The organism is Nonomuraea jiangxiensis, from assembly GCF_900099965.1.
GTDB classification, from domain to species: Bacteria; Actinomycetota; Actinomycetes; order Streptosporangiales; family Streptosporangiaceae; genus Nonomuraea; species Nonomuraea jiangxiensis.
This window is the reverse complement of the sequence record NZ_FNDJ01000004.1, coordinates 563,752-583,015: the sequence shown is the minus strand read 5'-3', so window position 1 is coordinate 583,015 and position 19,264 is coordinate 563,752. Positions and strand designations below refer to the sequence as shown.

Here is a 19,264-nt window from a genome sequence, read left to right as displayed (position 1 = left end):
CCGGCTGATCGGAAATGGCGGGGTGGTCTCGCCAGGCGTCACTTTGCGACCCTGACGCTCTTGCCCTCGGTGACGGTCTGTGGCCCGTTGGCGAAGTTCCCGCCGCCGAAGGTGTTGGCGCTGGACACCGAGGCGTCCGTGAAGATGAAGTTTCCGCTGTTCACAGCGCGGCCCCAGTTCCGGAAATTGCCACTGTTCCAGTTGTTGCCCTGGCCCTTCGGTGCCCCGGAGCGCATGACGGCTTGGGCGGAGTCGGCCTCGGCCGGTGACGTTCCCATCAGCACGGCCGCGACGATCAGCCCGAGATACGACACGACCGCAACGACCCGCGCATGTGCCGTCAACGCGTCTCCTCCGTACCACTCGCATGATCCACCAGGATGTACGCACAGTAGTCGGCACGGCGCGCCCCACGATGCCGTGCGGGTGGCGCATTCCGGGTCGTTGCCCAGTCTGTGCCTGCTCCTGAAGCTCGGCGGACTCGCCTCAGCGCAGGCGGGGCAGGACGTCGCGCGCGTAGAAGTCGAAGAACGCGTCCTGCTCGCCGCCGATCTGGTTGACGTAGACCTCGTCGTACCCGGCGTCCACGTACTGCCGGATCGCCTGGACGTGGACCTCGGGGTCGGGGCCGACGGGGCTGCCGTTGACGGCCTGCTCCTCGGTCACCGACTCGGCGAGCTGCTCGAAGTGCCGGGGCAGCGGCAGGATCTGCGAGGCCTCGCCCTTGATGCCCTGCGTGGGCCACAACCGGTGCACCGTCTTGCGGGCCGCCGCCTCGTCGGTGGCGTAGCAGGCCTTGAGCCCGCCAAGCGCGGGCTTGCCCGCGCCGCCCGCCTCACGGAACGAACGGACGGAGTCGGCGTTCGGCATCACGGAGACGTATCCGTCGGCGATCCGCCCGGCCAGTTCGGTGGACTTCCTGCCGAGCCCGGACATCAGGATGGGGGCGGGTTCCTCCGGCAACGTGTAGAGCCTGGCGGTGTCCACCCGGTAGTGGCGGCCATGATGGGTGACCAGCTTGCCGGTGAACATCTTCCGCATGATGTCGACGGCCTCCTCCAGCATCTCCAGCCGCTCGCTCAGCGGGGGCCAGCGCGGGTCGACCACATGCTCGTTCAGCGCCTCCCCGGTGCCCACGCCGAGCCGGAACCGCCCGCCGGTGAGCGCCGCCGTGGTGGCCGTGGCATGGGCGATCACCACCGGGTGCGTCCTGAACAGGGGGCAGGTGACCGCTGTGGCGATCGGCAACGACGTGGCCTCCGCCAGGGCGCCGATCACCGACCAGACGAACGGCGACTCGCCCTGCTCGTCCAGCCACGGGTGGAAGTGATCGGAGATCCACAGGGCCTCGAATCCCGCGCGTTCGGCGGCCTTCGCCTGCCGTACCAGCTCTTTCGGGCCGTGCTCCTCGCAGGAGAGGAAATAGCCGAATGTCGTCATCGCACTCACCTGCCCGTCGCGATCGGGAGAAACCTCCGTACGGGGCCGGGAGCCTACTCGTCGGCGGGTACGGAGATCGTGGCCACCAGGGCGTAGTTGACCTCGACCTCCTGGTAGGTCACGTGCTTCCTGACGGCATCGGGCAGGTTGGTACGGTCGCTGCCGGAGCTCGACTCGTGATCGGGGCAGCCGGTGAAGCCGACGTGCGTCCGCGGCTCATCCTCGAAGCGCAGTTCGTCCGCCGACACCGCGGCGGTGAGCTCGATGTCCGCCGGTTCGCGAGGTGACGGCCTGCCGTGGCCGGTGCTCATCAGGGCGCCTCCCGTCGCCGAACCGGATGCGGGCGCCTCGGCCGCTCGCGCGGGTCCTCCTCCTCGGAGCGACGCCGGACGGGCCGGCCCTCTCCTTCGACCCGCCTGCCCCCTTCGGCACGCCTGCCCTCTTCAGCACGCCTCGCACTGTCAGCACGCCTGGCGCTGTCGGCACGTCCGTCCCTGTCAGTACGCCCGTCCCCCTCGGGACGCCTGACCCGCCTCGGCTCGCGATCCCGTGCGGGTTCGCCGTCCCGGTCGGCCAATTCGTCGGCCACCCGGCCGACCTCATCGCCGACCATCCGGCCGACCTGATCGACTGCTTCACCGGCATCCCGACCGACCTCACCGACATCCCGACCGACCTCACCGACCACCTCACCGGCACCCCGACCGACCTCACCGACCACCTCACCGGCACCCCGGCCGACCTCACCGACCGCCTCACCGGTCCCCTGGCCGACCTCCTGAAGAGCGCCTCCGGCACCACGGCCGACCCCTTCGACAGCTCTGCCGGCGCCGCGGCCGACGCCCTCGACGGCTCTGCCGGCGCCCCTGCCGAGGTCCCGCAACGTGCCCCTGGCGCCCGCGCCCACCTCTTCCACGGCGCCCCCGGCTCCGCGGCCGATCTCGCCGACCGCCCGGCCGGTGCCGCGGCCGACGTCTCGCAGGGTCGATTCCAGGCCGCGCGTCAGATGCTCGAGAATCTGCGGGTTGTCGTCGATGGTCTGCAGCACCCTGTCCAGGATCCGGGCGACGTTCTCCAGTCGCACCTTGAGCGTGGCCTGCGCCTCGACGCCCTTGATGTCCAGCGCCACGTGCCCCAGGTCCACGTCGGCCCCTACGCCGAGTCGCAACAGGTCGAGGACCTCGGCGTTCAGCGACACCCGGGCGCGCAGGTCGTTCACCTCCAGATGGATCTCGTCCACCTTGACGACGGGGACGTCGAGGAAGACGTCCGGCTCGCCACTCAGCGGCCGGGGGCCGCCCGCCAGTTCGTCCCGCCGCCGCTGCTCCACACCGGCTCCAGGGGTCCGGTCCACCTGCGTGCGCGAGTTCCGGAAGCGGTATCGCCGGTGATGCCGCGTTGCACGGTCCTCCATGAGACTCCCTCGGTTTCCGTCGAGATCTCTCCTCTCAGGATATCGAAACCGTACAAAACGCCCATAAAACGGAGGTATCCGGCAGGATTTCGCGTCGCGGTCACGCGGCGACCCTTCGCAGGCGCGAACCCACGTACCGGGCGCCCGCCCGCGACCCGGGCAGGCGCGGCCCTGACGGTCGTCCGGCCGACCACGCGATGGGGACCGCTCAGCCGGGGGTCACGGGGCGTACAGTTCCAGGCTCTCGGCCTCGTCCAGGTTTCCGAGCGCGCGTAGCGTCAGCGCCAGGTTGCCCCGGCTGGCCGAGGTGCTCGGGTGCTCGTCACCGAGGATCCGGCGCCGTGCCTCCAGCACCGCCCGGTGCTTGGCCTCGGCCTCCTCCAGCCGGCCCAGGCCGTGCAGCACCAGGGCCAGATTGCTCTGGTTGATCAGGGTGTGCGGGTGCTCGTCGCCCAGGACCCGGCGGCGGACCTGGAGTACCGCGCGGTGCTCCACCTGGGCCTCCTCCAGCCGTCCCATGTCACCGAGGAGCTGGGCGAGGTTGCCCCAGCTCGCCAGCGTGTCCGGGTGCTCCTCGCCCAGGACCCGGCGGCGCGTCTCCAGCACCGACCGGTGCTCGGCCTCGGCCCCCGCCTGCCAGCCCAGCTCGCTGTGGGTTCGCGCCAGGTTGTTGCGGCTGGCCAGCGTGTCGGGGTGCTCCTCGCCGAAAAGCCGGCGGCGGGCCTGCAGCACGGCCCGGTACTCGGCCTCGGCGTAGGTGAGATGGCCGAGCGCGCGCAGCACCAGGGCCAGGTTGTTGCGGGTGGCCAGCGTGTGCGGGTGTGTGTCGCCGAGCAGCACCCGGCGCGCCTCCAGCACGGCACGGTGCTCGGCCTGCGCCTCCTCCAGCCTGCCGCGCTCCCCCACGACGGAGGCCAGGTTGTCGCGGCTGGTCAGCGTGTCGGGGTGGTCGTCGCCGAGCGTCAGCTTGCAGAACTCCAGCACCGTACGGTGCTCGGCCTCCGCCTCCTCCAGCCTGCCCAGCTCGCGCAGCACCAGGGCCAGGTTGTTCCGGCTGGCCAGCGTGTGCGGGTGGGTTTCGCCGAGCTGCCGGCGGCGGATGTCGAGCAGCTCGCGCCGCTCGGCCTCGGCCTCGGCCAGCCGCCCGAGGGTGCGCAGCGTGCCGGCCAGGGCGTCACGGATGGCGAGCGTGTCCTGGTGGGTGTCGCCGTGTTCGGCACTGGCCAGCACGATGGCGTGCCGGTAGGCGTGCGCGGCCGACTCGTGGCGTCCCTGGGCGCGGAGCCGGTCGGCGAGGGCCAGCGCGTCGTTCATGGCGGCGTACTCCAGCATCGTGGCGATCGCCCGGTCGGGCACGGGTGCGTCCTGGGGCGGCCGGTGCAGGTCGGCCAGGTATTCGGACACCTCGACGGCGCCGCCGGCGGGGACCGGCCGCAGCATCGCGGCGGTGGACCTGGGCAACGTCGCCCACGACCAGGCCTCCTCCAGCGACTCCGGCTGGGCGCCCTGGACGTCGTGCAGGTCTTCGAGCAGGTCCATGGGCAGCGGCGACAGGTAGCCGGCGCGGCGGCAGTCGAGCGCGGCGCTCACGAGGGCCACGCCGCGCGGGTGACCGCTCAGCCTGCCGTGCTCGTACTCCTCACGCAGCTCGGGGCCCGCCGAGAGGAACTCGGCGATGCCGTAAGTACCGCTCTCCTTCAGCGCGTCGGCGACCCGCCCGTCGGGCACGTGTACGGCCCGCTCCAGCTCGGCCGCGCTGAACAGGCGGGGCAGCGGGATCCGCTGGGCCTCGGTGAGCACATGAGCGGCGTGCCCGGCCAGCCCCCGCACGTCGTCCCTGCCCTGCGCGCTCTCGATCAGGCGCTCCTCCGCCACCTGGCGGATCGTCGCGATGACGGCCAGGTGACCGGGACCATCCAGGAGGCGGACCAGCTGGGCGGACGTGACCGTGCCCGACAGCAGGAAACGGTCCAGGTCGTCCAGCCACAACACCGCCGCCGGCAGCTCGACCATGCGATCGACCAGTGCCGCCATGGCGTCCTTGCCCAGGTCGGGCTCCGGCGCGAACAGGTCGTGGCCGGGGAGCGCGGCGCGCATCCCCTCGTAGGCCGTACGTGTCTTGCCCGCGGCCGGATCGCCGGCAAGGAGCACGAATCCGCCCGCCAACAGGTGCCGGCACACCTGCGGGTCCACGTCACGCGGCACATAACTGGGCACCCCGCCGGACTCGGCCAGGACGCCGGGGTGGACGCCCAGCGCCAGCGGGTCTCTTGCCTGGTGGACCTTCAACGCGCCTCCTCCTGGTTCGTCCCTTGATTCGAGGAAAACGCACACCGGGCGGTCCCGGCTACCGGTCCCGTGCCCTCTTGCGGCCGGCCTGTCCTCATGCGGTCAGCCCGCGTGCAACATGCTGCCGCGCTTCCGCCTGGTTTCCCGGCACCCCCGACCGCACAGTGGGAATGTGCCGAGAAAGCCAGTCCCGACCCACTGGAGAACATTGACAAAAGAGCAGGAGAGCCGCCCTTTCATTATCCCCGGCCATTCATTGTCCCCGGCCGTGGAAGGCGGCCGGCCCATGGTGCTTGAACTGACCGTACGCAGGAACGATGGAACGGGAATTCCGAATTCCCCGATCGACGGAATCCGAGTGCTCGCGGCCTTGCCCAGGCACTGGCAAACATATTTGCGGCAGGCCGGCGGAGACATCGTCGTGCATGTGCACACCGACGAATCCGAACGCGTCGGCGACGAAGTACGAAAGCTGTTCGCCGGCCCGGAGAACGACGAATGGGTCCTGGTGGCCTGCCGCCCCCTTCCATGACAGGAGTAAGGAGGAGAGATCATGCCGGAACTGGTGCTGGGCGCCAACGAGTGCAGGGTGTGGTGGGCGGATCCGCGCAACCGTTCTGAGGAGACGCTGGCCGAAGTGCTGAACGAGCACGAGCGGGCCAGGGCCGAGCGGTACCTCCACGAGGAGGACCGGCGGCGTTTCCTGACCGCCTGCTGGCTGCTGCGCACCAAGGCGGCGGCCCAGCTCGGTACCGAGCCCGAGGACGTGCCGGTCGACCGTAGCTGCCCCGACTGCGGCAAACCGCACGGCAAGCCGCGCATCCGCTCCGGCGGAAAGGAGGATTTGCACGTCTCCGTGTCACACTCCGCGGAGCGCATCGCGGTGGCGCTGACGTCCGTCGCCCCCGTCGGAGTCGATGTGGAGCAGATCCCCGACGTGCCGATCAGGGAGCTGGCCGGGAGCGCCCTGTCACCCGGCGAACGGGCGGTGCTGGGCTGGATGCCCCCGCACCACCAGCACGCCGCCTTCACCCGCATGTGGGTGTGCAAGGAGGCGGCGCTCAAGGCCACGGGCCACGGACTGCGCATTCCCCCCGACCAGGTGCACGTCAGTCACCCTGACATGCCACCCGCCCTGCTCGCCTGGCCGCTCGGCATACCGCCGAGCACCGTCGGCCTGCAGGTGCTCGACGCGGGCCCCGGCTACCGGGCCGTCGTCGCCCTGCTCAGTCCCGAGCCCACCACCGTCACCCAGAGGTACGAAGACCGGTTCCTTACCCCCACCCTCGAGCGCCAGGCCGCGTGACGTGATGTAGTGAGAAGGAGGTCACTGACATGAGTAGCTCATTCGTCCTGGTGCCGGGCCCGTGGATGGGGGCCTGGGTGTGGGAGCACGTGACCCGGGGGCTGCGCGCCCTCGGTCACGAGGCCTACCCGATCACGTTGTCGGGGCTTGACGACCCGCTCACGGACGTCTCGGACATCGGGCCCGAGACCCATGTGGACGACGTGCTGTCGGTGCTGGAGAAGCTGGACCTGCGTGACGCCATCCTGGTCGGTCACAGCTATGGCGGGCTGGTCGCCGCCCAGGTGGCCGACCGCGTGCCCGACCGGGTGGTCCGTACGGTGTTCGTCGAGGGGTTCCTGCCTCACGACGGCCAGTCCATGTTGCACGCCTTCCCCCGTTCGCAGCACACGAGCGAGCTCGAACTGATCACCCTGCACCGGGGCCGCTGGCCGGTGCCGGACGCCGAGGTGATGGCGGACGGGCAGGATCTGACGCTCACGCAGGCGCGGCGGCTCGTCGAGCGGTGCGTGGGCCATCCCGGGCGGACGATCAGCGAGCCGGTCACGATGAGCCGGCCGCTCGACCAGCTGTGCGCCTCGTACGTGGTGTGCCAGCTGGAGCACTTCGGCGGCCTGCTCTCCCCGGACGTCCAGGCCATGCGGGACCAGGCGGCCTGGACGTTCCACTCGCTGGACACCGGCCACTGGCCCATGGTGTCGGCCCCCAGGGAGCTCGTCTCCTTGCTGGACGACATCGCGGGCCAGCGTGGCTAGGGCAGCACGTACGATGACCCCCCGCGACGCACAACGGCCCTCCGCACGCACGACGGCGGAGGGCCGGACCCATCGGACGGGACGGCGGCTGCCGGCCACTGGCTGGAGGCTCGTCAAGCCACGTCGGGCAGGTAGGCCGGCCAGGTGTGCGTCAACGCCACGGGCGAGTGCGTCGTGGTCGACGACCCGGCGGGGCTCAGCCGGTGCCTCCTCTTCGGGGCGTGCTCGGCGGCCGCACCTCCGGGCAGCGGACCCCCTTGGCCGGGAGCGACTGCGAGATCAGGTAGCGGTCGATCGTGCCGATGGTGCACGCGCTCCGGCCGTACACGCCGTGTCCCGAGCCCTCGAACGTGAGCACGCGAGCCTCGTCGCCGATCTGCTCGGCCGTGCTGAGCGTCCACAGGTGGCCGGTGGCGGGGTCGATCAGCGAGGAGGTCGGCAGGATGGGCGGGGTGGCGTCCACCCGCAGCCGGTGCTGCGGGTGGGGAACACCGGCGTGCCGACCCTCACCTCCTCGTCCTTCGCGGCGCTCGGCGCCGGGGACGGGCCGCCGGTGTCGATGGCCACCAGCATCTGGGCGAGCTCCGCCCAGTTGGGGTTGTACAGTCCGGCGAACGCCATGTCCACCAGCTCGTAGGCCCCGATGCGCGCATCCGGAAGGCCCGTTAGTAACTGCTGCCGTGCACCACGAAGTCGACACCGGAGCCGCCCGGACCGCCGGGGTTGACGACCAGGGAGCCGACCCGTGCGGCCGGGTCTGTGGCCTTGCGCCGGGCTACCGCCATCTCGACGGTGGCGCCGCCGGGAATGTCCCAGTCGATGGGCACGTTCAGCGTGCCGCATTCGGCGGTCGTGTCCTCAGCACACGGCACCCAGGTGATCGTCCGTCCGGGAGTGGCCGCCTTCGTGGGTGCACGATCGAACGGGCCTGGTGGCTGCCCACGATCATGCGACCACGCGGATAACCCCGCCATAACCGTCCGCACCAGCCCCTGGCCGGCGCGGTGAAGGTGCAGGTGCTGGGTGGCTTGCGAGCCGGCAGGACGCCGCCGCCAGGATGACGACCTGACGGGTGGAAATCGGGCTAGCGCTCGCCGCCCGCCTGCGCCGAACTCTTGACCTGCTCGGTCACGGACCAGATGAATTCCTTCATCGACGGGTTCTCGAAGAGGCTGCCGGCGTCGATCCTGATTCCCAGCTCGTCCTCGATCCGCGACGCGATGCGAATGGCCGACACCGACTGGCCCTGCAGTTCGAAGAACGTGGCGTCCTCCTGGTCCTGCGGCATGCGGAGCACGTAACGCCAAATCTCCTCGACCTGCTGCTCGACGGCGGAGAGACTCGGCTCGCTCGGGTGGTTAACCGTCATCCGAAACGCTCCTATGCGTGTGTGGCTTAGCTGGGCCGACTACCCTTCGACCATCGTTGGCCGTGCCGTCCGCGTACGCATCTCCGGGATTGCTCTGCGGCGATGCGATTTGCGCAGCTTATGAGAAGCACCGCCCGGTCCGCCGACCGCAGAATGCGGAGCGTGGTGACCGATGAATTCCTTGGGGCTGATGCCGGGCCCGCCATGACCTCCCCCGCTGAGGTCGAGGCGTGGTTCATGCACCGCCTTTTCCCGGAATCGCCGGCGCACCAGTTGTTCCGCGTTTATCGGATAACGGGTGAGCTGCGCGTCGAGGCGTTGCGCGCGGCCTGGCGGGCCGTGGTCGGCGAGCATGCCGCCCTGCGTACCACGTTCGCGGAGGCGGACGGAGTGCCGCTGCGCCGCGTCGCCAGGCAAGGGCCTCCGATGGCCTTCTCCGACCTCACCGGCGCGGACCCGGAGCAACTGGACCGCCTGCTCGCGATCGAGGCGATGACGCCGGCCGATCCCGCCGACGGGCCGCCGGCCAGGGCGATCCTGCTCCGGGTCGGCGAGGCCGAGCACGTGCTGCTGCTCACCCTGCACAGGGCCATCGCCGACGAGCACTCGATGTCCCTCCTCGCCGAGGGCCTGAGCACGGCGTACGCCGCCGAGGGCACCGCGTACGAGGGCCCGCGGCCGCCCGCCCCTTCGCTGCCCGGCGTTGCCCCGCCCGCCCCCGAGACCACTGCCGGGACGGCTCTCGACTGGTGGACCAGGCAGCTCACGCCGTTCCCGCCGCGGCTGGAGCTGCCCACCGATCGGCCCGAACCGGCCGAGCCGGCCTGCGGCGGCGGCACCGTACGCTTCGACTGGGGTGACGACGTCCGGGCGGGCCTGCGGGCCCTGGCCGGCACGGCGGGCACCGAGCCGTGGGTCGTGGTGCTGGCGGCCCTGCAGGGCCTGCTGCGTCGTTACGGCGGCGAGGACCAGGTCGCCGTCGGCGTGCTCGCCTCGACCCGGCCCGCCTCCGGGGAGGGCGGGATCGGCGCCTTCAGGAACCTCCTGGTGCTCGGTGCCGACGTGCCGGCAGGGCTGAGCTTCCGTGAGGTGGTGAGCGGTGCCTCCCGCCTGGTGGGCGGCGCCTTCGCCCGGCGGTGGCTGCCGATCACGGAGCTGACGCGCGGGCTCGACACCGGCCGCCACGTCCCGCTCTGCCAGGTCGTCCTGGTCCCGGCCGCGCCGGAGGCCGAGCTGCGCCTGGCCGGGGCCACGGCGCGCCGCCACCACCTCCGCGAGGGCGCGACCTGGGCCGACCTCACGCTCACCGTGGGCCCCTGCGGGGCGAGCGGCTCGCTGACCTACCGCGCCGCCCTGTTCGACCGGTCGACGGCCGGGGCCGTCCTCGACCACCTGCGTACTCTGCTGTCCGCCGCGCTGGCCGACCCCGGCCTGCCCCTGGACGCGCTGCCCGTCGAGGACGAGGCCACGGTCGCGGCGGGCGTCGCCGCGGCCGACGCCATCGCGGCTCCCGCGGTCCTGCCGGTGCACCAGCTCGTACGGCGGCAGGCGGAACGGCATCCGGACGCGGTCGCCGTCTCCTGGGAAGGCGGCACGATCACCTACCGGGACCTGATAGCCCGGGCACACGCCGCCATCTCCGGACCGACACCGGTGCCGCGGGGCGGGGCCGTCGCCGTCCGGCTGGCGCCCGGGCCCGGGCCCTACGTCGCGCTGCTGGCGATGCTGGCGGCCGGGGCGCACGTGGTCTGGTTCGGCACCACCGACGCGGGTGACCGCGGCAAGGCGGTGCTCGACGACCTGCGGCCCGCCTTCCTCCTGCTGGACCACGACGCCGACGGCGACGAGCTGGCCGCCTGGTACCGCGACGAGGCGGGCGGCCGGCTGGTCGCGCTCCCGGCACTCGACGGCGCCCCGGAGCCTGGGGCGCCGTGGGCCGGCGAGCCGGGAGACCGGGCGTACGTCGCCTACACCTCCGGGTCCACGGGCAGGCCCAAGGGCATCTCCCAGACTCACGGCGCCCTCGCCCAGTTCGTCACCTGGATGGCGGAGGAGTTCCGGATGGGGCCGGGGGCGCGGGTGGCCCAGTGGGTGGCGCCCGAGCACGACCCCGCCCTGTGCGAGGTCTTCGCGACCCTGGTAGGCGGCGGGACGTTGTGCCCGATCCCCCCGGCGATCCGGCTGAACCCCGACAAGCTGGTCGACTGGCTGATCGACGAGCGGATCACGCACATCCAGCTGATCCCCAGCTTCGCCAGAGAGCTGCTGTACGTGATCGAGGACAGAGGACTGGCCGGCCGGCTGGACTCGCTCGGTCACCTGCTGCTCATGGGCGAGGCGCTGCCGGCGGAGCTGGCGAACGAGCTGCGGGCGCGGCTGCCGCACACCAGGCTGCTCAACCTCTACGGCCCGACGGAGACGATCGCGGCCACCTGGCACGAGATCGACGGCCCGGCCCGCGGCCCGGTGCCGATCGGGCGGCCCATTCCCGGCCGGCAGGTCCTCGTGGTGGACGAGCGGGACCGGCCCTGCCCGGCGGGCGTGACGGGCGAGATCGTGATCCGCAGCCCGTACGTCACCCCCGGCTATCTCGGGCGGGAGGGGGACCACCCCGCGTTCGCGCCGCTGCGCGGTTTCGGGCCGCAGGGCTGTTACCGCAGCGGCGACCTGGGGCGCAGGCGCTGGGACGGGCTGCTGGAGTTCCGCGGCCGCAAGGACTTCCAGGTCAAGCTGCTCGGCAACCGGTTCGAGCTCAGCGACGTCGAGGCCGCGCTGAACGCGCACGAGAGCGTGGCGGAGAGCGCCGCGGTCGCCGTCGCCAACCACGAGGGGCTGGTCACCCGGCTGGCCATCTTCGTGGTGCCCCGCGAGGGCGGGGCGCCGGACGTGTGGCGGGCCCACCTGCGGCGGCGGTTCGGCAAGCTGAACGTGCCCGCCACGTTCACCGTCATGAGCGACCGGCTGCCGCGCAACCTGGCCGGCAAGATCGACAGAAGGCGGCTGCCGCGCCCGGCCGAGCCGTCCAGGCCCAGGGCCGCACGCCCGCCGCGCACGCCGGTGGAGCGGCGTCTGGCGGAGATCTGGTCGGAGCTGCTGGGGATCGAGGTGGAGGACGTCCGCGCGGAGGACACGTTCTTCGCGGCCGGCGGGCACTCGCTGCTGCTGCCCCTGCTGGCCGGCCGGATCGGCGAACGCCTCGGCGTACGGCTCCCGCTGCGGGCCTGCTTCGCCAACCCCTCCCTGGCCGCGCTCGCCGCCCTGGTCGAGTCGATGGATTCCGCTGCGACTTCCGATGCCATGCCAACCAACCCATGAAGGGGTGAGGGATTTGACGCTAGCCGAGGCCGACGTGACCGAGCAGGGCGCCGGGCAGCCGGTGAGCATCGACGGCGAGAGCCTGGACATCGCGGGCGTCCGGAGGGTCGCCGAGCTCGGCGCGCCCTGCGAGCTGGGCCCGGACGTCAAGGACAGAACGACCAAGAGCAGGCGGATCTTCGAGGACATCGCCCGCCAGGACATCCCGATCTACGGGGTCACCACCGGCTTCGGCGAGATGATCTACATGTTGGTGGGCACCCAGAAGGAGGTGGAGCTCCAGACCAACCTGGTACGCAGCCACAGCGCCGGCGTCGGGCCGCTGTTCGCCGAGGACGAGGCCAGGGCCATCCTGGTGGCCAGGCTCAACGCGCTGGCCAAGGGCCACTCGGCGGTACGGCCGCAGGTGGTCGAGCGCCTGGCGCTCTATCTCAACAAGGGCATCACCCCGGCCATCCCGGAGATCGGCTCGCTGGGCGCCAGCGGCGACCTGGCCCCGCTGTCCCACATCGCCAGCACGGTCATCGGCGAAGGCTACTTCCTGCGCGACGGCGGCCAGGTCAAGGCCGCGGAGGTGCTGCGCGAGCACGGCATCCAGCCGCTGGAGCTGCGCTTCAAGGAAGGGCTCGCGCTGATCAACGGCACCTCGGCGATGACCGGCCTGGGCGCCCTCGTGGTCGGCCGGGCCATGGCCCAGGTACGGCAGGCCGAGATCGTCTCCGCGCTGGTGATCGAGACCCTGCAGGGGTCCACCAGCCCGTTCCTGCCGGAGGGTCACGACGTGGCCCGCCCGCACCGCGGGCAGATCGACACCGCCTACAACATGCGCGTCCTGATGCGGGACAGCGAACTGACCGTCGACCACGCCCGCCTGCGCCGCCTGGTGCAGGACGACAGGAGCGACGACCAGGTCGTCCAGCGCAGCCCGCACTACCTGCAGAAGGCGTACTCGCTGCGGGCCGTCCCGCAGGTGCTCGGGGCCGTACGCGACACGCTCTACCGGGCGACCGAGACGATCGAGATCGAGCTGAACTCGGCCAACGACAACCCCCTGTTCTTCGAGGGCCAGGAGATCTTCCACGGCGCGAACTTCCACGGCCAGCCGGTCGCGTTCTCGATGGACTTCGTGACGATCTCGCTCACCCAGCTCGGCGTGCTGTCGGAGCGGCGTACGAACCGGCTGCTGAACCGGCACCTCAGCTACGGGCTGCCCGAGTTCCTCGTCGCCGGCGACCCCGGGCTCAACAGCGGGTTCGCGGGCGCGCAGTATCCGGCGACCGCGCTGGTGGCGGAGAACAGGACGATCGCCCCGGCCAGCATCCAGAGCGTGCCGTCCAACGGCGACAACCAGGACATCGTCAGCATGGGGCTGATCTCGGCCCGCAACGCGCGCCGGGTGCTGGGGAACAACAACACGATCCTGGCGCTGGAATATCTGGCCGCCGCCCAGGCCGTGGACATCTCCGGACGCTACGACCGGCTGAGCCCCGCCGCCAAGGCGGCCTACGAGTCGGTACGCGCGCTCGTACCCACGCTGGACGCCGACCGGTACATGTCCGACGACATCCAGACGATGGCCGCGGCGCTCTCGCGTGGCGAGCCGCTCGCGGCCGTCACCGCCGCCGGCGCCGAGCTGCGCTGACCCGTCACCGGTCCGGGCCGCCATCCGGCCCGGGCCGCCGCGACCGTCACCCAGCCCGCGCGGTCATCACGCCTGAGCTGCCATGAGAACAGACCTGTCACGAAGGAGGCCGAACGTGCCAACTGAGACCACGCTTGAGTACGACGCCGTCGTGGTCGGCGGCGGCCCCGCCGGAGCGACGGTGGCGACGCTCGTGTCCCTGCAGGGCCACCGGGTCCTGCTGCTGGAGAAGGAGCGGTTCCCGCGCTACCAGATCGGCGAGTCGCTCCTGCCGTCCACCGTGCACGGCGTCTGCCGGCTGCTGGGCGTCACGGAGGAGCTGGAGCGGGCGGGGTTCACGATCAAGCGAGGGGGCACCTTCCGGTGGGGCAGCAATCCCGAGCCGTGGACGTTCGCCTTCGCCATCTCCCCCAAGTTCGCCGGTGAGGGGGCGACCGCCTACCAGGTCGAGCGCATGAAGTTCGACCAGATCCTGCTCGACAACGCCCGTGCCAAGGGCGTCGAGGTCCGCGAGGAGTGCTCGGTGCTCGACGTCGTCGAGGAGGACGGCCGGGTGGCCGGCGTGCGCTTCACCGACCAGGACGGCGTCCGGCACACCGTACGCAGCCGCCATGTCGTGGACGCCTCGGGGCACAAGAGCCGCATCCACGGAAAGGTCGGCGGCAAGCGCCACTACTCCGAGTATTTCCGTAACATCGCGCTCTTCGGCTATTTCCTGGGCGGCAAGCGGATGCCGCCGCCCAACCAGGGCAACATCCTCGCCGCCGCCTTCGACTCGGGCTGGTTCTGGTACATCCCGCTCACCGACGAGCTGACCAGCGTGGGGGCGGTGCTGCGGCACGAGGAGCTGGAGCGGGCCCAGGGCGACCGCGAGCAGGCGCTCCTGAGCCTGATCGACGACTGCCCGCTGATCGCGGAGTATCTGGCCGGCGCCCGCCTGGTCGACAGCGGCCCGTACGGCGAGATCCGGGTGCGCAAGGACTACTCCTACTCCAAGGAGAGCTTCTGGCGGCCCGGCATGGTGCTGGTGGGCGACGCGGCCTGCTTCATCGACCCGGTCTTCTCCTCGGGCGTCCACCTGGCCACCTACAGCGCGCTGATGGCGGCCCGCTCCATCAACACCGCGCTGCGCGACCCGGCGGCGGAGCAGGCCGCGTTCGAGGAGTACGAGGCCCGCTACCGCCACGAGTACGCGCTCTTCCACGACTTCCTGGTCGCGTTCTACGACATGCACCAGGACGAGGAGTCGTACTTCTGGAAGGCCAAGCGGGTCACGCACCACACCGCGACCGAGATCGAGGCGTTCGTCGAGCTCGTGGGCGGAGGCGCGTCCAACGAGACCGCGCTGATCGACGCGGGCTCCTACATCGAGCGGCGTGACTTCAGGGAGCTGACCGAGATCGTGGAGTCGCCGGTGCTGGCCCTGGGCGAGGACCGCAACCTGCTGCAGGCCTCGCTGGCCAGGTCGGTCGTCAAGGCGGGCGCCCGGATCCAGGTGCAGGCCGCCCTGGGCGAGAACGTGGACGAGGTGCTGCCGATGCGGGAGGGCGGGCTGGTCCCCTCGCTCGACGGCATGCACTGGACGGCACCGGCCTCCTGACCGCCCCGCCCGTCCGGCACGAAAGCGCCGCCCTTCGGACCGAAGGGCGGCGCCTCTGTTGGTGCGGCGGCTAGTTGGCGTCCCTGGACAGCCACGAGCGGCCGGGCTCGGGCCGCAGGACGGCATGGCGCAGGACGCGCAGCAGCATGGGCGGCCGCATGAGCGCCTGGGGCGGGTCGATGAGCCCGGCCACGCGCATGAACCCGTCGGTCACCTTGGCGTCCTTGGTGGCCGCGTACTGCAGGCGCGCCATGTAGGCGTTGCCCATCCGGACCTTGAGCGTGCGCCGCCCCTCGACCCCGGGGAAGTCCAGGTCGCCACCGGCGGAGATCTCCCACGGCGTGTCGATCACGCGGGCGATGTCGGCCAGGAACGGGCGCGGCCGCGGCTCGACGCCCCGGCGCAGGTGCTGGCGGAGCATGACGGCCTCGATCGCGGCCACGCTCATCCCCTGCCCGTAGACGGGGTTGAAGCTGCAGGCCGCGTCGCCCATGACCACCAGCCCGTCCGGGAAGCGGGTCAGCCGCTCGTAGCGGCGCCGCACGCTGGCGGGGAAGCGGAACGACACCGGCTCGTCCAGCGCCTCGGCGTCACGCACCGCCTCGTACACGTCGGGCACGGGCAGGGACCTGACGAACTCCATGAACGCCTCGGGCTCGGTCGGCGGGTAGTCGCCGAGGATCCCGGTCAGCGACAGGATGCAGACGTCCCGGCCGACCTGGCCGAAGAAGGCGCCGCGCGGGTGGGCGGGCGAGGCCACCGGGTTGATGGACTGCACGCCGTGGAACATCTCCGGCCGGATCCGATAGTGACGGGTCGTGTAGGCCAGGCCGACCTTGACCCGCTCCTCCACGGGCCGCTCGTACCCGAACTCCTCCAGCCAGGCGGGAGTACGCGAGCCGCGGCCGGTGGCGTCGACCACCAGGTCCGCCTCCAGCGATTCCGGCACGCTCCCCTCGGCCCGCGCCTGCACCAGCGCGCCGATGATCCGGTCGCGCGACGGGGTGGCGATCAGCCCGAGGATGTCGTGGCGCTCCTTGAAGGTCACGTTCGGCAGTGCGGCGACCCGGGTGCGCACGTGGTGCTCCAGCACCGGGCGCGGCGCGGTCACCGAGGTCAGCCCGGTGCGCGCGGGCCGCAGCCGCCTGGCGTTGAAGTACCAGCGCATCTCCCCCAGGTCGCCGGTGGGCACGCCGGCCGCGGCCAGCTCCTCGGTGAGCCCGGGGAACAGCTCCTCCAGGATGAGCTGGCCGCGGGCGTGCAGGCCGTGGGCGTGCCGGGTGTGCGGCGCGCCCTTGCGCGGTGAGCTCACCCCCAGCACCGTGTCGCGGTCCACCACCACGACCTCCCGGTACGACTCCGCCAGCACGCGGGCGGCCAGAATCCCGGCCATGCTCCCGCCGAGCACCACGACCCGATCTCCAACCTGGCTGCTCATGAGCTCCCTTTCACCTGAGGATCCCGATGGGGTGCCATGCGCCTCGGCCATACGTGCGCGATGGCCGCATGGAGGATGCGCGGCTTGATATGCGGCATTGGGCATGAAGGATGCGCGGCGCGACATGCGGGGTCACGGAAACCTCCCGCTATTCGTGGAGGTCGCCGGGCGATCGGGCGGGAATGTCGGGGGTGCGGACCCGCGGGTGTACCGGGCAAACCTTTTTCTCCCCGATCGTCATCCCGGCAGGCAGGCGGCGCATCTCTTGTCGTGCGCACCGGGTGTCCCGCGGGCGATGCGGGGTCGCGGGCCGCACGTACGAAGATGTGCCGTGGCGGGCGCGGAGGGAGACTGCACCAGGGCGGCGGACAGCGGGTGTGCGCTAAACGAAGGAGAACACCCATGCCTGGCTTCGCGCGCTCCGTCCGCCACCGAACCCGCCGTACCGGGGCGCTCGCGCTGGCCGCGCTGGCCGTCGCCAGCGGGCTGAGCGTGACCGACACCGCATACGCCCACCGCGCCAAACCGTCCGGGGCCATCCTCGGCATCTGGGAGGCGCAGAGCCTCAGCGGCGCGGGCAACAACAAGGCTCACCCCGAATGGGGCCAGGCCGGCAGGATCTACCCGCGGGTGGCGCCCGCCAACTACGCCGACGGCGTGGGCCGGCCGGTTTCCGGGCCCAACCCCCGCTACGTGAGCAACCGCATCGTCAACGACACCGGCACCGTCCTCTACACCCCGCGCGGCGTCAGCCAGTGGGCGTTCGTCTGGGGCCAGTTCGTCGACCACACGTTCGCGTTGCGGCTGGGCCGGCGGCAGTCCGGCGAGCCCGGCGAGACCGCCAACATCCCGGTCGACGCCGGCGACCCGCTGGAGTCCTTCCCCAACCGGCTGGGCATGCTGTTCTTCGAGCGCTCCATCCCGGCGCCGGGCACCGGGGAGACCGTCCCGCGCGAGAGCATCAACCAGATCAGCTCCTACGTCAACGCCGCCGCCGTCTACAGCAACTCCGAGGCGCGCCTCGACTGGATGCGCGAGGGCACCGTGGACGGCAACCCGGCCAACAACCAGGCGCGGCTGCTGATGCCGGGCAACTACCTGCCGCGCAGGGACAGCCGCGGCAACCCGGAGACCTCGCCTTCCATGGTGGTGGGCGGCCACCTCGTCAACACCCCGTTCAAGGCGGCGGTCGCCGGGGACCAGCGGGCCAACGAGAATCCCGCGCTGCTCGCCACGCAGACGCTGTTCGCCCGCGAGCACAACAGGATCGTCGCCGCGCTGCCCGGCTGGCTGTCGCAGGAGGACAAGTTCCAGATCGCCAGGGCCGTGGTCATCGCGGAGCAGCAGTACATCACCTACAACGAGTACCTGCCCGCGCTCGGCGTGAACCTGCCTCAGTACACCGGCTACAAGCCCAACGTCAACACCGAGGTGACCAACGAGTTCGCCACGGTCGGCTTCCGCGGGCACAGCCAGATCCGCGGCAAGTTCGTGATCGAGTCCGCGGCCTCCCGCTACACCCCCGCCACGCTGGACGCCCTCAGGAGCATGGGCGTGACGGTCACGGTCGAGGGCGACGACGTGGAGCTGGTCGTCCCGCTCGGCGAGGACGCCTTCTTCCGCCCCGACCTGCTCGAAGCGATCCAGCTCGGCCCGCTGCTGGAGGGCATCGGCCGGCGCGCGCAGGCCAGGAACGACGAGCAGATCGACAACCTGCTGCGCAGCTTCCCGTTCGAGCTGTCCGGGGACCCGGCCTGCCGGGACGATCCCGAGCTGCCTCAGTGCGTCACCGGCTTCAACGACCTGGCCGCGGTCGACATCGAGCGGGGGCGCGACCACGGCATGCCGACCTACAACCAGCTGCGCGCCGCGTACGGCCTGCCCGCCAAGACCTCGTTCAAGGCGATCACCGGCGAGCCGTCCGAGGCGTTCCCCGCCGACCCCGAGCTGACGCCGGGTGACGAGATCAACGACCCGGACAGCCTGGACTTCACCGCCCTGTACGACGCCGCGGGCAACCCGACGACCCTGGAGGCCGACGACGCCACCCGAGGGGTGCGGCGGACGCCGCTGGCCGCCCGGCTGAAGGCCATCTACCAGGACGTCGGCAAGGTGGACGCGTTCATCGGCATGAGCGCGGAGCCCAACCTGCCCGGCCGGGACTTCGGCGAGACGCAGCTGGCGATCTGGCGCAAGCAGTTCGCGGCGCTGCGTGACGGCGACCGCTTCTTCTACGCCAACGACCCGATGCTGCCCTGGATCAAGGTCCTGTTCGGCATCGACTACCGCCGTTCGCTCGGCGACATCATCGCGCTGAACACCGACATCCCGCGCAACGCGATGGCGGGCAACGTGTTCTTCGCCCAGGAGGCGGCCGTGCGCGGCAAGCCCGCCGAGGTGGACGCGCGCACCAAGGCCCGGACCCAGCAGGCGCCGCCGTCCGGCGCGGGCGCCAGGAAGGGCGCCGAGGCCGCGGCGCGCTTCCGCGCGCCCGGTTCCTGACCGCGGCCCTCACCCGCGGGCTCCACGCCCGCGGGTGAACTTCCGCGGGTGAACTTCCGCGAGTGAACCTTCGCGAGTGAACCTTCGCGGGCGTCTGCGGGTGAATCCGCAGGACGAGGCGCCGTCCGCCGCGCCGTCCCGCACACCGCAACACCGGAGATGCGACCCGCAGAGCCCGCCGATCACATTGGAAG

General features: G+C 71.5%; 17 protein-coding genes. 7 read left to right on the top strand and 10 right to left on the bottom strand.

The annotated features are described in order from the left end of the window. Nucleotides 1-38: 38 nt before the first annotated feature. The 5 genes from BLS95_RS11970 to BLS95_RS11950 all read right to left on the bottom strand — a co-directional run bounded on the left by BLS95_RS11970 (nt 39) and on the right by BLS95_RS11950 (nt 5,143). The gene (locus BLS95_RS11970) at nt 39-344 is read right to left on the bottom strand and encodes a hypothetical protein (protein ID WP_143043673.1); all 306 of its coding nucleotides are present in this window, start codon (nt 342-344) and stop codon (nt 39-41) included. 142 nt (nt 345-486) lie between these two features. Further along, nucleotides 487-1,440, bottom strand: a complete 954-nt coding sequence (locus BLS95_RS11965; RefSeq protein WP_090930966.1) for a TIGR03557 family F420-dependent LLM class oxidoreductase — start codon at nt 1,438-1,440, stop codon at nt 487-489. 53 nt (nt 1,441-1,493) lie between these two features. Beyond that, complete coding sequence (locus BLS95_RS11960; protein ID WP_090930965.1) at nt 1,494-1,751, bottom strand: hypothetical protein; 258 nt, start codon at nt 1,749-1,751, stop codon at nt 1,494-1,496. Further along, nucleotides 1,751-2,854 (bottom strand): dermokine domain-containing protein, encoded by a 1,104-nt coding sequence (locus tag BLS95_RS55580; RefSeq protein WP_176993141.1) that lies wholly within the window; start codon nt 2,852-2,854, stop codon nt 1,751-1,753. Before BLS95_RS55580 ends, BLS95_RS11960 begins: the two co-directional genes overlap by 1 nt. 219 nt (nt 2,855-3,073) lie before the next feature. Continuing rightward, nucleotides 3,074-5,143 (bottom strand): tetratricopeptide repeat protein, encoded by a 2,070-nt coding sequence (locus BLS95_RS11950; RefSeq protein WP_090930964.1) that lies wholly within the window; start codon nt 5,141-5,143, stop codon nt 3,074-3,076. Between the two features lie 286 nt (nt 5,144-5,429). Between BLS95_RS11950 and BLS95_RS54040 the strand changes: the two genes are divergently transcribed. Genes BLS95_RS54040 through BLS95_RS11940 form a run of 3 tightly spaced genes read left to right on the top strand, consistent with a single transcriptional unit; the run spans nt 5,430 to nt 7,204 of the window. Next, the gene (locus tag BLS95_RS54040) at nt 5,430-5,675 is read left to right on the top strand and encodes a hypothetical protein (RefSeq protein ID WP_143043672.1); all 246 of its coding nucleotides are present in this window, start codon (nt 5,430-5,432) and stop codon (nt 5,673-5,675) included. Between the two features lie 21 nt (nt 5,676-5,696). Then, complete coding sequence (locus tag BLS95_RS11945) at nt 5,697-6,449, top strand: 4'-phosphopantetheinyl transferase family protein (protein ID WP_090930963.1); 753 nt, start codon at nt 5,697-5,699, stop codon at nt 6,447-6,449. Nucleotides 6,450-6,478: 29 nt separating this feature from the next. After that, nucleotides 6,479-7,204 (top strand): alpha/beta fold hydrolase, encoded by a 726-nt coding sequence (locus BLS95_RS11940; protein ID WP_090930962.1) that lies wholly within the window; start codon nt 6,479-6,481, stop codon nt 7,202-7,204. Between the two features lie 196 nt (nt 7,205-7,400). On the opposite strand, the gene BLS95_RS55575 is transcribed toward BLS95_RS11940, so the two are convergent. The 4 genes from BLS95_RS55575 to BLS95_RS11925 all read right to left on the bottom strand — a co-directional run bounded on the left by BLS95_RS55575 (nt 7,401) and on the right by BLS95_RS11925 (nt 8,573). Beyond that, nucleotides 7,401-7,667, bottom strand: a complete 267-nt coding sequence (locus tag BLS95_RS55575; RefSeq protein WP_176993140.1) for an alpha/beta hydrolase — start codon at nt 7,665-7,667, stop codon at nt 7,401-7,403. Further along, nucleotides 7,628-7,825, bottom strand: a complete 198-nt coding sequence (locus BLS95_RS55570) for a hypothetical protein (RefSeq protein WP_176993139.1) — start codon at nt 7,823-7,825, stop codon at nt 7,628-7,630. Before BLS95_RS55570 ends, BLS95_RS55575 begins: the two co-directional genes overlap by 40 nt. A gap of 44 nt (nt 7,826-7,869) precedes the next feature. Continuing rightward, the gene (locus BLS95_RS11930; RefSeq protein ID WP_090930960.1) at nt 7,870-8,076 is read right to left on the bottom strand and encodes a hypothetical protein; all 207 of its coding nucleotides are present in this window, start codon (nt 8,074-8,076) and stop codon (nt 7,870-7,872) included. 212 nt (nt 8,077-8,288) lie between these two features. Further along, complete coding sequence (locus BLS95_RS11925; protein ID WP_090930959.1) at nt 8,289-8,573, bottom strand: phosphopantetheine-binding protein; 285 nt, start codon at nt 8,571-8,573, stop codon at nt 8,289-8,291. Between the two features lie 162 nt (nt 8,574-8,735). Here BLS95_RS11925 and BLS95_RS11920 point away from each other — a divergent pair, with 162 nt between their 5' ends. From BLS95_RS11920 to BLS95_RS11910, 3 genes are all read left to right on the top strand, one after another. Beyond that, nucleotides 8,736-11,888, top strand: coding sequence for a non-ribosomal peptide synthetase (locus tag BLS95_RS11920; RefSeq protein WP_218135702.1), 3,153 nt, complete (start codon nt 8,736-8,738; stop codon nt 11,886-11,888). A 13-nt stretch (nt 11,889-11,901) separates the two neighbouring features. Then, complete coding sequence (cmdF, locus tag BLS95_RS11915) at nt 11,902-13,530, top strand: tyrosine 2,3-aminomutase (RefSeq protein ID WP_218135701.1); 1,629 nt, start codon at nt 11,902-11,904, stop codon at nt 13,528-13,530. 115 nt (nt 13,531-13,645) lie between these two features. Beyond that, nucleotides 13,646-15,130, top strand: coding sequence for a tryptophan 7-halogenase (locus BLS95_RS11910; protein WP_245764991.1), 1,485 nt, complete (start codon nt 13,646-13,648; stop codon nt 15,128-15,130). 70 nt (nt 15,131-15,200) lie between these two features. On the opposite strand, the gene BLS95_RS11905 is transcribed toward BLS95_RS11910, so the two are convergent. Beyond that, nucleotides 15,201-16,568 (bottom strand): FAD-dependent oxidoreductase, encoded by a 1,368-nt coding sequence (locus BLS95_RS11905; protein ID WP_090930955.1) that lies wholly within the window; start codon nt 16,566-16,568, stop codon nt 15,201-15,203. Nucleotides 16,569-16,970: 402 nt separating this feature from the next. On the opposite strand from BLS95_RS11905, the gene BLS95_RS11900 reads away from it, so the two are divergent. Beyond that, the gene (locus tag BLS95_RS11900) at nt 16,971-19,070 is read left to right on the top strand and encodes a peroxidase family protein (RefSeq protein WP_090930954.1); all 2,100 of its coding nucleotides are present in this window, start codon (nt 16,971-16,973) and stop codon (nt 19,068-19,070) included. The last annotated feature ends 194 nt before the right edge of the window (nt 19,071-19,264 follow it).

What these genes read in the sequence shown, in the direction of transcription:
- BLS95_RS11940 (WP_090930962.1), top strand. Translation starts at nt 6,479, where the DNA reads ATGAGTAGCTCATTCGTCCTGGTGCCGGGCCCGTGGATGGGGGCCTGG.
- BLS95_RS55570 (WP_176993139.1), bottom strand. Translation starts at nt 7,825, where the DNA reads ATGGCGTTCGCCGGACTGTACAACCCCAACTGGGCGGAGCTCGCCCAG.
- BLS95_RS11925 (WP_090930959.1), bottom strand. Translation starts at nt 8,573, where the DNA reads ATGACGGTTAACCACCCGAGCGAGCCGAGTCTCTCCGCCGTCGAGCAG.
- BLS95_RS11945 (WP_090930963.1), top strand. Translation starts at nt 5,697, where the DNA reads ATGCCGGAACTGGTGCTGGGCGCCAACGAGTGCAGGGTGTGGTGGGCG.
- BLS95_RS11960 (WP_090930965.1), bottom strand. Translation starts at nt 1,751, where the DNA reads ATGAGCACCGGCCACGGCAGGCCGTCACCTCGCGAACCGGCGGACATC.
- BLS95_RS11905 (WP_090930955.1), bottom strand. Translation starts at nt 16,568, where the DNA reads ATGAGCAGCCAGGTTGGAGATCGGGTCGTGGTGCTCGGCGGGAGCATG.
- BLS95_RS54040 (WP_143043672.1), top strand. Translation starts at nt 5,430, where the DNA reads ATGGTGCTTGAACTGACCGTACGCAGGAACGATGGAACGGGAATTCCG.
- BLS95_RS55580 (WP_176993141.1), bottom strand. Translation starts at nt 2,854, where the DNA reads ATGGAGGACCGTGCAACGCGGCATCACCGGCGATACCGCTTCCGGAAC.
- BLS95_RS11900 (WP_090930954.1), top strand. Translation starts at nt 16,971, where the DNA reads ATGCCTGGCTTCGCGCGCTCCGTCCGCCACCGAACCCGCCGTACCGGG.
- BLS95_RS11965 (WP_090930966.1), bottom strand. Translation starts at nt 1,440, where the DNA reads ATGACGACATTCGGCTATTTCCTCTCCTGCGAGGAGCACGGCCCGAAA.